This is a genomic window from Streptomyces griseus subsp. griseus (assembly GCF_003610995.1).
GTDB lineage: Bacteria > Actinomycetota > Actinomycetes > Streptomycetales > Streptomycetaceae > Streptomyces.
The window spans coordinates 3486053-3500559 of sequence record NZ_CP032543.1 but is presented as its reverse complement, the minus strand read 5'-3'; the positions used below and the strand labels follow the sequence as shown (position 1 = coordinate 3500559).

Here is a 14507-nt window from a genome sequence, read left to right as displayed (position 1 = left end):
CCCAAGCGCAACGGGCGGGGAGCCGCTTAGTATGCGAGCAGGGGACCGGAGCTCCATCACCTCACGGAAGGGGCGGACCGCTACCCGGAAGCTCGTGTCGAGGAGACAGCGATGTCGACGAACCACCCCGACCCCGAAGCCACCGGTGCGGAGACCCCGCACCTCGACTTCGCGGGAACGACTCCGTACGAGGACTATGTCCAGGCGGATGTCCTGACCCACCTCCAGCACCTCCGCTCGGACGACCCCGGCGAGATGGTCTTCCTGGTCACGACCCAGGTCATGGAGCTGTGGTTCACGGTCATCGTCCATGAGTGGGAGACCGCCACCCGCGCCCTGCGCGAGGACCGCATACCCGTCGCGCGCGACGCCCTGAAGCGTTCGCTGCGCGAGCTGGAGGCGCTCAACGAGTCCTGGCGGCCGCTCGCCGGACTCACCCCCGCCCAGTTCAACTCCTACCGGGGCTCGCTCGGCGAGGGCTCCGGGTTCCAGTCGGCGATGTACCGGCGGATGGAGTTCCTGCTCGGCGACAAGTCCGCCTCCATGCTGGTGCCGCACCGGGGCGCCCCGCGCGTGTACGCCGAGCTGGAGAAGGCGCTCGGGGAGCCGAGCCTGTACGACGAGACGCTCGCCCTGCTGGCCCGGCGCGGGTACGCCGTCCCCGAGTCCGTCACCGGCCGGGACCTCACCCAGCGGTACGAGCCGTCGCCCGAGGTCGAGGCGGTGTGGGCGGAGATCTACGCCTCCGACGACCAGAACGACGAGCTGGTCCGCCTCGGCGAGCTGCTCACCGATGTCGGCGAGCTCGTCTGGCGCTGGCGCAACGACCACCTCGTCGCCACCCGGCGCGCGATGGGCTCCAAGACCGGCACCGGCGGCTCCGCCGGGGTGGCCTGGCTGGAGAAGCGCGCCACGAAGAACGTGTTCCCCGAGCTGTGGACGGCGCGCAGCCATGTCTGAGACCACGGCCGCACGGGAGGAGCTGGGCGAGCGCGCCGCCGCACTCGACGCCGCCGACCCGCTCGCCGCCCAGCGCAAGCTCTTCGTCCTCGACGACGGCGTCTACCTCGACGGCAACTCGCTCGGCGCGCTGCCCGTCCATGTCCCCGCCCGGGTGCAGGACGTCCTCACCCGCCAGTGGGGCGAGCTGCGCATCCGGTCCTGGGGCGAGAGCGGCTGGTGGACCGCGCCCGAGCGGATCGGCGACCGGATCGCCCCGCTCGTCGGAGCCGCCGCGGGCCAGATCGTCGTCTCCGACTCGACCAGCGTGAACGTCTTCAAGGCACTCGTCGCGGCGACCCGCCTCGCGGGCGAGGGACGCGACGAGATCCTGGTTGACGCGACGACGTTTCCCACGGACGGGTACATCGCCGCCTCCGCCGCCCGGCTGACCGGCCACCGCATCGTGCCGGTCGACCCCGCCGGCGTGCCGGGCGCGCTCGGGGACCGTACGGCCGCCGTCCTCCTCAACCAGGTGGACTTCCTGACCGGCCGGCTGTACGACCTGCCCGCCCTGACCGCCGCCGCTCACGCGGCGGGCGCGATCGCCGTCTGGGACCTCTGCCACAGCGCGGGCGCCCTGCCGGTCGGCCTGGACGAGCACGGGGTGGACCTGGCCGTCGGCTGCACCTACAAGTACCTGAACGGCGGCCCCGGTTCGCCCGCGTACCTGTATGTCGCCGAGCGCCACCAGGCCGCCTTCGACTCCCCGCTGCCGGGGTGGAACTCGCACGCCGACCCGTTCGGCATGACCCCCGACTACACGCCCGCGGACGGTTCCGCGCGGGGCCGGGTCGGCACGCCGGACATCGTCTCCATGCTGACGCTGGAAGCGGCGCTGGACGTGTGGGACGGGGTCTCCGTGGACGCGGTCCGGGCCAAGTCGCTGGCGCTGACGGACTTCTTCCTGGAGTGCGTCGAGGCGTACGTACCGGCGGGCCGGGTCACCTCGGCCACCCCGGCAGCGCACGCCGAACGCGGCAGCCAGATCGCCCTGCGCTGCGCCGGGGCCGAGTCCGTGATGGGTCGCCTCATCGAGAGGGGCGTCGTGGGCGACCTGCGGCCGCCGGACGTGCTGCGGTTCGGCTTCACCCCGCTGTACGTCGGGTTCGCCGACGTGGAACGGGCGGCGCGGGTCCTGGCCGAGGTGCTGGAGGAGACCCGGCGGGACTGACGGATCGTCAATGCGTCCACGGCCGGGCGGGGACGGTGCCGATCACTGGTACCGTCCCCGCAGGTCAACCCAGTTGGGCACCTGACACAGGCACAGGGCACAGCCACAGGACACAGGCATAGGACGGTTGAGCAGCATGTCGGATTCTGCCGCGCGTGATCGGGACGAAGCCGAGACCGGGTCGGCGTTCGCGCATCCGGCGGTCGCCCCCGACCGGACCGCCGCCTACGGCGACCACCCCGACCAGGTCATCGACTTCTACGCCCCGCGCGACGGCCGCACCGCCGCCCCCTCGTCGTCCTGCTGCACGGCGGTGCCTGGCGGGCCCCCTACGACCGGGCCCACGTCTCCCCGCTCGCGGACTTCCTGGCCCGGCGGGGGTTCGCCGTGGCGAGCGTGGAGTACCGGCGCGGCGGCGAGGACGGCGGTCAGGCGCCCGGTGCCGACCCCGTGGCGGGGCGCTGGCCGGAGACCTTCGACGACGTGGCGGCCGCGCTCGACGCCGTACCGGCCCTCGCCGCCCGGGAGCTGCCGGAGGCCGACGTGCGCCGGATCGTGGTCACCGGACACTCCGCCGGCGGGCACCTCGCGCTCTGGGCGGCGGCGCGCCACGTGCTGCCCGAGGGGTCGCCGTGGCACCTGCCCGCCCCGCCCCCGTTGCGCGGGGTGGTCGCGCTCGCCCCGATCGCGGACTTCGCGACATCGGTGGAGCTGGGGGTGTGCGGTGGTGCGATCACCCAACTCCTGGGAGCGGGCGTGGAGTCGGCGGATCGTACGGCCCAGGCCGACCCCGCCGCCCTGCTGCCCACCGGGATCGCCACCGCCATCGTCCACGGCGAGGAGGACACCGTCGTCCCGCTGGCCGTCTCGGAGGCGTACGTCGACGCGGCGGCGAAGTCCGGCGAGATGGTCGGGCTCACGCTGCTCGGGGACGTCGGACACTTCCCGCTGATCGACCCGGCGGCCGACGCGTGCGCGATCGTGGCGGAGGAGATCACGCAGCTGGCTTGGTGAGCTTCCCCGCAGCCCCCTTCGTCGCGGACAGTAGCTGACCGCGAGGGTCCCCACGTTGGTCGATGCCGAACCGAACGAAGGAGACCCGCAATGACGATCCTGGTGACCGGAGCCACGGGAACGGTCGGCCTTCGAGTGGTCGAACAGCTCCTGGAGCGCGGCGAGCACGTCCGGGCCGTGACCCGTGACCCGGCACGCGCGGAGTTCCCCGCGGGGGTCGACGTCGTCCGCGGCGACCTCGCCGACCCGGCCTCGCTGGAGAGCGCGCTGGAGGGAGTCGCCGGGCTGCACCTGATCACCTTCGACGGCGGCCTCTCCGCCCCGCTGACGACCGGCGAGGAGATCATGGAGCGGGCCCGCGCGGCGGGGGTGCGCCGGGTGACCGTCCTCAACGGGGGCGGGGACATCCCGCCGGAGGGGAGGGCCGTGATCGACACCGTCGAGAAGGTCACCGGCCGGCCGGCCCGGACGTTCGCGCGGTGGGCCGGGGAGCACGCGGAATTCTTCCGGTCGTGAGCCGGACGGAATTCTTCCGTCCGCGAGCTGGTGAGGGCCCCGTGGCGGCGGTCGGGGGGCGCCGCCACGAGGCGCGGGCAGGCCCCGTAGTCCTTGAGAGGGATGCCCCGGAATCCGCACCGGTAGGGACGACCCGCACTCCGCCCCCGCCTACCGTGTAAACGTGACCGAGACCCAGACGAAGACCAGTAGCCCGGAGCTCCGGGCAGCCGAAGGCGCGATGGAAGGCCTCCGGGAAGACCTCTTCCGCCATGTGTTCGCCTACCGCCCGCTGCCGCCCCTCTCGCCGGAGGGCCGGTTCATACGCCGGCTGCCCGAGGGGGTGCGGCGGCTCGTCGTCTGGACCCCGCACGCCCTGGTGCTGGGCGCCGCCCTGATCGTGCTGTTGGCGGGGCTCGCCAACTGGCACTTCCGGTTCCTCATGGGCCTCGTGCCCGCGATCGCGGTCGCGATGACCCTGGTCAGGCCGGTCGCCGCGTTCTGGGGGTCGATGCTCGCGGCGGTCTTCTGTGCGGTCCTGGGCAGCGACGGGCTGTGGGGGCCCAGCGCCTTCATCGCGCAGGTGGTGGTCATGGTGGTCGTGGCGGCCAGGACCCGGCCGCGCACGGGGGCCTGGATGTGGCTGATGACCCTGCTGTTCGGGCTGCTGCTGGAGGGCGGGGACCCGTCGATCACCGCGCCCATGGCCGTCCTCTCCGCCTTCGCGCTGCTCGTCGTCGCCATGCTCCAGGTCCGGCGCGACGCCGCGCAGGAGGTCCGCGAGGCCGAGCGTGAGGTCACCGTGCAGCGCACCGTCACCGCCGTGGAGCGCGACCGGCGCACGCTGCTGGAGGAGCGCACCACCATCGCCCGCGAGCTGCACGACGTGGTCGCCCACCACATGTCGGTCGTCGCGATCCAGGCGGAGGCCGCCCCCTACCGGGTGGAGAACCCGCCGCCGGAGCTGGAGCAGGCCTTCGTCACCATCCGGGAGAACGCGGTGGCCGCGCTCACCGAGCTGCGCCGCGTCCTCGGTGTCGTACGGGCGGAGGACTACGAGGCCCCGGACGCCCCGCAGCCGACCCTCGCCGTCCTCGACGGGCTCCTGGACAACGTCCGCGAGACCGGCCTGGAGACGGAGAAGGTGGTCACCGGGGCCGTCCGCGAGCTGCCCCAGGGCGTGGAGCTGTCGGCGTACCGGATCATCCAGGAGGCCCTGAGCAACACCCTGCGGCACGCGCCCGGCGCCACCGCACGGGTCGAGATCGCCTACGTACTCGGCGGGCTCGGGCTGCGGATCGTCAACGGGCCTCCGAGGGGGCTGGTGAAGCCGTCGCCGGGGGCCGGGCACGGGATCACCGGGATGCGGGAGCGGGTGGCGATGCTGAACGGCGAGATGACGGCGGCGACGACGGAGGACGGCGGGTACGAGGTCGCGGTGTTCCTGCCCGTACCGCCGGCGGAGGGTGAGCCGGACGCGCCGGCCGCCGACCTCCTGCCGTACAAGAAGGCGGACGGGGCATGAGCGACATCCGCGTCCTGATCGTGGACGACCAGATGATGGTCCGCGAGGGCTTCTCCGTCCTGCTCAACGCCATGCCGGGGATCACCGTCGTGGGGGAGGCGGTGGACGGCCGGGAAGCCATCGACAAGGTCACGGCCCTCTTCCCGGACGTCGTCCTGATGGACATCCGGATGCCGGGGATGAACGGCATCGACGCCACCCGCGAGATCGTCGCGCAGGTCGTGGACGCCAAGGTGCTGGTCCTGACCACCTTCGACCTGGACGAGTACGTGTACCAGGCGCTGCGGGCCGGGGCCTCGGGCTTCCTCCTCAAGGACGCCTCGGCCCGGCAGCTCGCGGACGGTGTACGGGTGGTGGCCTCGGGCGAGGCGCTGCTCGCGCCGACCGTGACCCGGCGGCTGATCACCGAGTTCTCCAAGCTCGCGGAGGCCCCGAGACCGCCCGCGCTCGCCCGGGTCGGGGACCTCACCGAGCGCGAGACGGAGGTGCTCGTCCTGATCGCCCAGGGGCTGTCCAACGCGGAGATCGCCTCGCATCTGATCGTCGCCGAGTCCACGATCAAGACGCATGTCAGCCGCATCCTGGTGAAGCTGGGGCTGCGCGACCGGACGCAGGCGGCGGTGTTCGCGTACGAGGCGCGGCTGGTCACACCGGGGTAGCGCGGCGGATGTGTGCGGGCCTCCTGCCCGGGCGGGGGTCGCTCGGTGGCCGGGGCTCCCGGGTCCCTTGCGGTGGCGAGAGGGATGGGTGCGTGCCCCTTGCGGTGGCGGCGGGCGCGGGTAGCGTCGGGTCATGCACGTGTCCTTCGATCCCTGGTCGCCCGCGTTCGTCGCCGATCCCTACCCCGCCTACGCCGCCCTGCGCGCCGCCGGTCGCGCGCACTGGTTCGAGCCGACCGGGCAGTGGCTGATCCCGCACCACTCCGACGTGTCGGCCCTGCTGCGCGACCGCCGCCTGGGCCGTACGTATCTGCACCGCTTCACCCACGAGGAGTTCGGCCGCACCCCGCCGCCCGCCGCGCACGAGCCGTTCACCACGCTCAACGGGCAGGGGCTGCTGGACCTGGAGGCGCCCGACCACCCCGCATCCGGCGGCTCGTCTCCAAGGCCTTCACCCCGCGTACGGTCGAGAACCTCGCTCCGACCGTACGGCGGCTGGCGGCCGGGCTGGTCGACGCGTTCGTGGCCGAGGGCGGCGGCGACCTGCTGGCGGAGGTGGCCGAACCGCTGCCCGTCGCCGTGATCGCGGAGATGCTGGGGGTGCCGGAGGAGGACCGGGGGCCGCTGCGGCCCTGGTCGGCGGCGATCTGCGGGATGTTCGAGCTGAACCCGTCGGAGGAGACGGCGAAGGCGGCCGTGCGGGCGTCGGAGGAGTTCTCCGCGTATCTGCGCGGGCTCATCGCCGAGCGGCGCACCGACCCCGGCGACGACCTGATCTCGGCGCTCATCGCCGCCCACGACGACGGGGAGCGGCTGACCGGGCAGGAGATGGTCTCCACGTGTGTGCTGCTGCTGAACGCGGGCCACGAGGCGACGGTGAACACCACGGTCAACGGGTGGCGGACCCTCTTCCACCACCCCGAGCAGCTCGCCGCCCTGCGGGCCGCGCCCGCGTCGCTGCCGACGGCTGTGGAGGAACTCCTGCGCTACGACACCCCGTTGCAGCTCTTCGAGCGGTGGGTGCTGGACGACATCGAGGTCGACGGGCAGCTGATCGGGCGCGGGGCGGAGGTGGCGCTGCTGTTCGGCTCGGCCAACCGGGATCCGGAGCGGTTCGCGGAGCCGGAGAGGCTGGATCTGACCCGGGCCGACAACCCGCATGTCACGTTCGGTGCGGGCATCCACTACTGCCTGGGGGCGCCGCTTGCCCGGCTCGAACTGGAGGCGTCCTTCGGGGAGTTGCTGCGGAAGGCGCCCGCGATGCGGCTGGTGGCGGAGCCGGAGTGGCAGCCGGGGTTCGTGATCCGGGGGCTGACGGAGCTGGTGGTGGAGGTGTAGGGGTCCGGCAGGGTGGGCCGCGGTCCTGCGGTGCCGGCCCCAGGGGGCAGCGCCCCCGGACTCCCGCTCCGCGAACGCCGGAGGGGCTGGTTCGGGGCCCCGGCTCTTCGCGTGCCACGCCCGCGATCTCCTCGCCCACCCGCTGCTGGTCCTCGTCCGAGGGTGGCGGCCGGCGCAGCCGTGGGCGCGTACCCCGCTACCCCTCCCGCAGCCCCGTCCGCGCTCGCGGGGGCCGCCGGGACCGGGCGGGATCAGCTCGCGGGCACCGGCAGCATCAGCCCCCAGGCACCCGCCCGCACCGTCCACGTCCGGGTCCGGACCGGGCCCCCGGTCTGTATGTCGGCCCGGTAGCGGAAGTCCGCGCCGGAGACGGTGACGGCCTTGGCCTCCACCGTGACGTCCTCGCCGTCCGAGGTGCGGACCACCACGTCGGCCAGGCCCCCGTCGCCCTGGGAGAGCACCGAGACGCCCCGCACCGGCGCGTCCAGGTCGCTCAGCAGCACCCCGTCCGCCTCGACCCGCAGCCGGTGCGTCCCCGGGGGCGCGGTGGCTCCGCCGGGGGCCGCGGGGCGGACCAGGGACGTCATCAGGGAGCGGCAGGTGTCCCAGACGGCGGTGACCCCCGTGTGCGGGGCGTCGGCGAGCAGGGTGGGGGCGGGGATGCGCAGCCGGCCGAGGACCACGCCGTCGCTGTCGTCCACCAGCAGGTCCAGCCGCCGCACCGCCCCGTCCAGCGCTGTCCGCGCGGCCGCCACCGCGCCCCGGGGCACCCCGAGCGCATGGGCCACCTCCAGGGCGTGCGCGGCGCCCACGGGGATCAGGGAGAGGACGCCCGCGGCGAGCTCGCGCTCCCGGTGGAGCTGGGCCACGGCACGCAGCAGCGCGTGATCGTCGCCGACCACCACCGGGCGGCGCGCACCCCGCCGGGACAGGGCCCGGGCGAACTCCTCCGGGGTGTCCGGAAGGCAGATCTTGGCGTGCGAACCGGCGCTCAGCACGTCCTTCGCGATCCGGACGGACTCGCCGTCGGTCCGGCGGGCGACCGGGTCGATGACCACCAGAAGCTGGTCGCCGCCGTCGCCGGGGGGCTCTGCAGCCGACACCTGGGTCCTTCCTCGGGTAGCATCTTGGTGCAAGAGCCCCTTGCGCTATTGCGCCAGGGGCTTCGTCTATTCCGGGGCACCCGGTTCGACGGCTCAGGCTTTGCCGTACATCGTCGTGCGGCAGGTACGACCTTTACGTACGCCCCCTGACCTTGGACATGCCCCGCCCGGAAGGGGTGTACGCCTGTGCCCGCACTTGTGCTGCTCGGTGCTCAGTGGGGTGACGAGGGCAAGGGGAAGGCCACCGATCTCCTCGGTGGATCCGTGGACTATGTCGTGCGATACCAGGGCGGTAACAACGCCGGTCACACGGTCGTCGTGGGCGACCAGAAGTACGCACTGCATCTCCTCCCCTCCGGAATCCTGTCGCCGGGCTGTACCCCGGTCATCGGGAACGGTGTCGTGGTCGACCCGGCGGTCCTGCTCTCCGAGCTGAGCGGTCTGAACGAGCGAGGCGTCGACACGTCCAAGCTTCTGATCAGCGGCAACGCTCATTTGATCACTCCGTACAACGTCACGGTCGACAAGGTCAGCGAGCGCTTCCTCGGGAAGCGCAAGATCGGTACGACGGGCCGGGGCATCGGCCCGACGTACGCCGACAAGATCAACCGGGTGGGGATCCGCGTCCAGGACCTCTACGACGAGTCGATCCTGGAGCAGAAGGTGGAGGCGGCCCTGGAGCAGAAGAACCAGCTCCTGGCCAAGGTCTTCAACCGCCGGGCCATCGAGGCCGGCAAGGTCGTCGAGGACATGCTCCAGTACGCGGAGCAGATCAAGCCGTTCGTCGCCGACACGACCCTGATCCTGAACGATGCCATCGACGAGGGCAAGGTCGTCCTCTTCGAGGGTGGCCAGGGCACGCTCCTCGACGTCGACCACGGCACGTATCCCTTCGTCACCTCGTCGAACCCGACGGCGGGCGGCGCCTGCACCGGGGCCGGTGTCGGGCCGACGAAGATCAGCCGCGTCATCGGCATCCTCAAGGCCTATACGACGCGTGTCGGCGCCGGTCCGTTCCCGACGGAGCTGCACGACGAGGACGGCGAGGCGCTGCGGCGCATCGGTGGCGAGCGCGGTGTCACCACCGGCCGTGACCGCCGCTGCGGCTGGTTCGACGCCCCGATCGCGCGGTACGCGACCCGGGTCAACGGCCTGACCGACTTCTTCCTCACCAAGCTGGACGTGCTCACCGGCTGGGAGCAGATCCCGGTCTGCGTGGCGTACGAGATCGACGGCAAGCGCGTCGAGGAGCTCCCGTACAACCAGACCGACTTCCACCACGCGAAGCCGATCTACGAGAACCTGCCGGGCTGGTCCGAGGACATCACCAAGGCCAAGACCTTCGACGACCTGCCGAAGAACGCCAAGGCGTACGTGAAGGCGCTGGAGGAGATGTCGGGCGCCCCGATCTCCGCGATCGGCGTCGGCCCCGGCCGGACCGAGACGATCCAGATCAACTCGTTCCTGTAGGCGGTACGGAGCGGTACGCGAAGGGCCCCGGACCCTCATCGGTCCGGGGCCCTTCCGCGTAGGCGCAGGCCGACACTCCGCTCAGTCCTCGCCGCAGACCCGCAGACCCTTCGGGGTCGCGCACGGCAGGTGGCCGTGGATGTGGATGACGTCCTGGCCGCGCCCCCGGCTCAGATAGCCGAGGAAGCTGGAGGCGAGGGAGTCGGCGGGCGGGCGGCCGTAGGTGTAGGCGTACTCGATCTCCCGGTACGGGTAGGGGCTGGTGCCGATCGTGTCGACGGACGGGTGGGCGCCGTCGATCGAGATCCGGTGCAGGCCGCGCGGCTCGCTGCCGGCGCGCAGTTCGCTGTAGCCGAGGGCGCCGTCCAGCCGGGCGACGGTGGCCAGGACCTGGTCGGTGCCGTCGAGTTCGCAGCGGACGACCGGGGCCCGCGGGTCGTCCTTGGTGGCGCAGTCGCGGGAGGACTGGGCGGGCTCGTTGCGGTCCAGCACCCGGCGCTGGAACACCTCGCGGGTGCCGGAGTTGGCGTCCCGGCTGACGAGCAGGATCTCCAGGTCCGGGCCGCCCAGCTCCCGCCAGTTGCGGATCTCGCCCGCGTAGATGCGGCGGATGTCGGCCAGCGCCAGGTCGCGCACCGGCACCCGGTCGTTGACGACCAGGGAGAACAGCGACACGGCGACGCGGGTCTCGCGCAGCTCCGGGTGGCCCGGCGGTTTCGGGCCGTCCGAGAGGGCCACCAGCGCCGGAGAGCCGCCCTTCGCGGACCGCGCGCCCTCGTCCGAGAGTTCGCGGATGCCGGAGTTGCTGCCGTGCGGGTCCACCTCGATGCGGGAGCCCTCGCACTCCTTCATGTACGTCGTGGCCAGCTCGCGTACGACGGGGGCGAAGGCGGTCGATCCGGTGACCCGCAGTTGGCCGCGTGCGCAGTCCAGCGGCGGCGGGGTGTCGTCCCGGACCAGGATGATCGCGGCGAGGACCACGACGCAGACGGTCAGGGTCACGGTGATGAGCCGGGCGGCCCGGCCGAACAGCGGCGGTTTGTCGTCGGGGCGGGCGGCGCGGTTGACCATCACCTCACCGTCCCGGATGCCGCCGGTGATCCGGATCGGGCTGCCGACGTCCCCGCCGGTCAGCAGCACCAGCAGTTTGAAGTGCTCGCCCCGGTTCAGCGGGACGCGGGGCAGCCGGATCAGCGAGCCGGTGTGCCGCACCCCGGCGGCCGGGGTGAAGTGCTCCATCAGGTGCACGGCGCCGGGGGGCTGGGTGACCGCTATGCCGCGTACCGTGCGCCCGGTGAACTCGGCGGTCAGTCCATGCAGTTCGCGCCCGGTGTAGTCGCTGTCGACGATGGACTGCGAGCCGTCGTTCTCGACGCGCAGCAGGACGAGCGTGGCGTCCGACATGTCGGGGGTCTCGCTGAAGAGACCGAGGCGTACGTTGGCCCGGCCCTGGCTCACATCGCTGCCGATGGGCGTGTCCATCTGGACGCGGTAGCCGACGCGTTTGCGGCGGGGCACCCGGCGCTCGTACCAGAGCACGCCGATCGAGGCGAGGACGCCCAGTACGGCGGTGAGCACCGCCACCACGTTCTCGGCGCTGAACCACTCCACGGCTGCCCCCCCGGTCCCCGTGCTCGCGCGCCCGGCCCCCGTGCCCGCGCGTCGGTGCGAGTCACCGTAGGCGGAGCGGGAGGGGCGGGAGAGGAGTGACGGCCGTTGTTCTCCCTTTGTTCAGGCAGCAGTTGGGCTCCTCGCTCGGCCTCGCGGCGAAGGGTCCTACCGGGGTCCCGGCACCGTCGCCGCCGGGGGGCTCCAGCGGCCGGTGCGGGCGGGCCCGGACGGGACGCCGTACTCCTTCTTCAGGTGCTCGGGGATCGCGTAGTGCATGACGCGCCCCCGGGTGAGGGAGGACAGCTCCAGGACGGTGGTGAGGTGGCCGATCCGGTCCAGGGCCCAGGCGCCGAGGGGGGAGCGGTCCTCGATGGTCTCCAGGACGCCGAGCAGGTGCGGGACGGCCTTGGCGACGGTGTCCCAGGGCGTACGGGGCACCTCCAGCCAGTCCGCGCAGGTGTCGCCGACGAGGTGGCGGATGAGGGCGGAGACGATCGGGTCGAAGAAGGTGCCGGGGACGACCTCCTCGTAGAGGTCGATGAGCTGCCGGGTCAGCAGCGCGCCCTCCGGGGACGGACCCATGTGCCGGATCATGTAGAGGTCCAGGAACTCCCGTGCCTCGGCGAGGGACTTGGGTACGGCCTTCTGGTCGACGCCCAGCATCGCGCCGACCACCCGCCATGCGTAGTAGTAGGCGTCCGCGCCCTCCTCGGACATATGGATGCCGAGCCGGTGCAGGCTGTCCAGCACCAGCATCGAGAAGAACATCTGCCCGCCGATCATGTCCTCCTGGCAGATCGGCATCCCCGCGCCCTCCGTGTCCCAGGCGCCCTCGCGCCGCAGGTGGTGGCGGATGGAGGCGTGCAGGAGGCGGACCTTCTGCGCGGCCGGGATGAAGCGGCTGCCGGCCTCGAAGGCGTCGGGCTGCATCAGGTGGACGGTGAACTGGCCGGTCTCCGCCATCCGTTTGGACGGGTAGTTCAGCCCGTGCGTCGCCGACAGCAGCTTCGCCACGTGCGGGACGACGTAACAGGCGGGCATGGCGGCGAAGGAGAGGGCGGTGGAGATGTGCACGTTGTTGTCGATGAAGAAGAGCCGGGCCTTCTCCATCTCGCTCCAGTCCACCCAGGACGGCGGTGCGGCGGTGGCGTTGAGGTAATCCCGGGCCACGTCGGGCAGGCCGTCGGGCAGCGGGGCACCGGCGGTGGAGACGTACCGCATCAGGGTGTTGAAGGTGCCGACCTCGCCGCGTTCGAAGAGGGTGGCGACTGTGGCGTCGGCGAGTTCGTCGCCGCTCTGCCGCAGGGCGTCCAACGAGGCCTGGGTGTAGGCGGGGGCGGAGGTCATGGCGGGGCCTTGCCTTTCTGCCGGGTGCGTGGTGGGGCCGGGCGTCAGTGGCGGCGGACGGCCGCCGAGTGCGCCAGGGCGGTGAGCGCGGTGACGGCGGGGGCGGGCAGGTCCAGCTCGTCGAGTGTGCGCAGCGCCTCCTCGGCCCGGGCGGTGATCATGGACTCGATCCGGTCGGGGGCCTTCAGGCGGCGCATGATGTCGCGCACGGCGTCGGCGGTGCCGGTCGTACGGGTATCGGTGCCCGGCGCGAGCAGGGTGCGCAGGCGGGCCCGGTCCTCCTCTCCGGCCAGCCGCCAGGTCTCCGCGAGCAGGGCCGTCGGCCGATGGCCGCGTACGTCGTCGGAGCCGTCCTTCCCCGTGAGCGCGGGGTCCCCGAACAGGCCCAGCAGATCGTCCCGCAGCTGGAACGCCTCGCCCAGCGGCAGCCCGTACGCTGAGCAGCCCGCGCGCAGCGGCCCACCCGCCCCGCCCAGCAGCGCTCCGATCAACAGGGGCTGTTCCACGGTGTACTTGGCGGTCTTGTAGCGGACGACCTTGAGCGAGGTCGCCGTATCGGGCACGGCGGCCCCGGTGTGCAGGATCTCCAGGCACTCGCCGGCCACCAACTCCCGGGCCAGTGAGGCCCAGAGCGGGCGGGCTCGGCCGAGATAGCCGGCGGGCAGACCGCTGGTGACGAAGAGCTGCCCGGCCATCGACATCAGCAGGTCCCCGGCGAGCATCGCCAACGAGCGAGCCGCCGACGTGGGTTCGGGATGGCCCCGCACCGCCTCGCGCAGGGCCAGATGGGCGGTGGGGCGCCCGTGCCGCAGCGGGCTGTCGTCGATCAGGTCGTCGTGGACCACGGCCGCCGCGTGCACGAGCTCCATCGAGGCCGCCGCCCGCACCAGGGCGTCGCTGTCGGGCTGCCCGGCCGCTCGCCAGCCCCAGTAGCAGAACGCCGCCCGCAGCCTTTTGCCCTCCGCCACGGCCGTCTCCACCGCGTCCGCCACCGGGCCCAAGGAGGCGTCGATCGCCGTGAGTTGCCCGGCCTCCCCGGCCGCGAAGCGGTGGAGCACCTGGTCCACCCGGGCCTTGAAGGCGCCGGGCTCCCACCCCTCAGACACGTTCGCCGTCGCGCTGGGCGATCACATGGCGGGCCAGCACCTCCAGGTGGGCCGGGGGCGTGGTGGCGTACCGGTCGAGTGCGAGGCGGCCGCGCGCGATCAGGTCCTGCTCGGCCCCGGCCGCCAGCTCGGCCGTGTCGGAGCGCCGCAGCAGCCCCCGTACGGAGGTGAAGGCGGCGCCCACCGTGGTCACGGCCAGATCCGCGAGGCCCGCCGCCAGCAGCACCGCCTGTCCGCCCGGTCCGCCGATGCCCTCGCGGGTGTCCGTCGCTCGTTCCACGCCATCCCCCAGCCGCAGTGTGTCCGGAACCGCAGGGGCCCGGTCGGCGCCGTCCGTCGGTCCGTCCGTGCCGTGCTGTCGAGTTTTGCCGGGGGTGTGTGCCGGTACCGGGGAAACTCACCAACGAGTGATCGGCGTCTTTCAAACCTGCGGACCGGCCGGCCCGGGTGTGTCCCGCATGGTGGACACACCGAAATCTTTTACCTTCCCGTCCAGGCCCTGCTCACGGCGTGATCCGGATCGACTCCTTCCGCAATCACGGCAGTTGAGGGCGCTGATGGCATCGTTGTCACGGGCGGGGGCGGGCCGCTCCGGGGTGGGCGGCATATTCACGGATGATGGTCTAGACCTTGACAGGTCCAGACCATCATCGCTTGAGTGTCGGC

General features: G+C 72.5%; 11 protein-coding genes and 2 pseudogenes. 8 read left to right on the top strand and 5 right to left on the bottom strand.

Annotated features, from left to right (window positions below; genetic code table 11):
- The first annotated feature begins 111 nt into the window (after positions 1 to 111).
- The 7 genes and pseudogenes from D6270_RS15580 to D6270_RS15550 all read left to right on the top strand — a co-directional run bounded on the left by D6270_RS15580 (position 112) and on the right by D6270_RS15550 (position 7204).
- Positions 112 to 960 (top strand): tryptophan 2,3-dioxygenase family protein, encoded by an 849-nt coding sequence (locus D6270_RS15580; RefSeq protein WP_109164863.1) that lies wholly within the window; start codon positions 112 to 114, stop codon positions 958 to 960.
- Positions 953 to 2173: a kynureninase gene (gene kynU / locus D6270_RS15575; protein ID WP_109164864.1), complete on the top strand. Its 1221-nt coding sequence runs from the start codon at positions 953 to 955 to the stop codon at positions 2171 to 2173. The genes D6270_RS15580 and kynU overlap by 8 nt, the downstream gene beginning before the upstream one ends.
- Positions 2174 to 2309: 136 nt before the next feature.
- Positions 2310 to 3187, top strand: a pseudogene (locus D6270_RS15570) (alpha/beta hydrolase family protein).
- A gap of 90 nt (positions 3188 to 3277) precedes the next feature.
- On the top strand, positions 3278 to 3703 hold the full coding sequence (locus D6270_RS15565; protein WP_109164866.1) for an SDR family oxidoreductase: 426 nt from the start codon (positions 3278 to 3280) through the stop codon (positions 3701 to 3703).
- A gap of 163 nt (positions 3704 to 3866) precedes the next feature.
- On the top strand, positions 3867 to 5207 hold the full coding sequence (locus tag D6270_RS15560) for a sensor histidine kinase (RefSeq protein WP_109164867.1): 1341 nt from the start codon (positions 3867 to 3869) through the stop codon (positions 5205 to 5207).
- Positions 5204 to 5866, top strand: coding sequence for a response regulator (locus tag D6270_RS15555; RefSeq protein ID WP_109164868.1), 663 nt, complete (start codon positions 5204 to 5206; stop codon positions 5864 to 5866). Before D6270_RS15560 ends, D6270_RS15555 begins: the two co-directional genes overlap by 4 nt.
- A gap of 133 nt (positions 5867 to 5999) precedes the next feature.
- Positions 6000 to 7204: pseudogene (locus tag D6270_RS15550) on the top strand (cytochrome P450).
- 251 nt (positions 7205 to 7455) lie between these two features.
- Here the strand turns inward: D6270_RS15550 and D6270_RS15545 are convergent.
- A complete protein-coding gene (locus D6270_RS15545; protein WP_109164870.1) occupies positions 7456 to 8307 on the bottom strand; it encodes a diacylglycerol kinase family protein in 852 nt (283 codons plus the stop codon).
- Positions 8308 to 8493: 186 nt separating this feature from the next.
- Here D6270_RS15545 and D6270_RS15540 point away from each other — a divergent pair, with 186 nt between their 5' ends.
- Entirely contained in the window at positions 8494 to 9777 is a 1284-nt protein-coding gene (locus D6270_RS15540; RefSeq protein WP_109164871.1) for an adenylosuccinate synthase, read from the top strand.
- Positions 9778 to 9858: 81 nt separating this feature from the next.
- Here the strand turns inward: D6270_RS15540 and D6270_RS15535 are convergent, their stop codons facing one another.
- From D6270_RS15535 to D6270_RS15520, 4 genes are all read right to left on the bottom strand, one after another.
- A complete protein-coding gene (locus tag D6270_RS15535; protein ID WP_109164872.1) occupies positions 9859 to 11388 on the bottom strand; it encodes a substrate-binding domain-containing protein in 1530 nt (509 codons plus the stop codon).
- Positions 11389 to 11553: 165 nt separating this feature from the next.
- On the bottom strand, positions 11554 to 12735 hold the full coding sequence (locus D6270_RS15530) for an oxygenase MpaB family protein (RefSeq protein ID WP_109164873.1): 1182 nt from the start codon (positions 12733 to 12735) through the stop codon (positions 11554 to 11556).
- A gap of 44 nt (positions 12736 to 12779) precedes the next feature.
- Positions 12780 to 13841: a polyprenyl synthetase family protein gene (locus D6270_RS15525; protein WP_109164874.1), complete on the bottom strand. Its 1062-nt coding sequence runs from the start codon at positions 13839 to 13841 to the stop codon at positions 12780 to 12782.
- A complete protein-coding gene (locus D6270_RS15520; RefSeq protein ID WP_109164875.1) occupies positions 13834 to 14121 on the bottom strand; it encodes a hypothetical protein in 288 nt (95 codons plus the stop codon). Before D6270_RS15520 ends, D6270_RS15525 begins: the two co-directional genes overlap by 8 nt.
- Positions 14122 to 14507 lie beyond the last annotated feature (386 nt).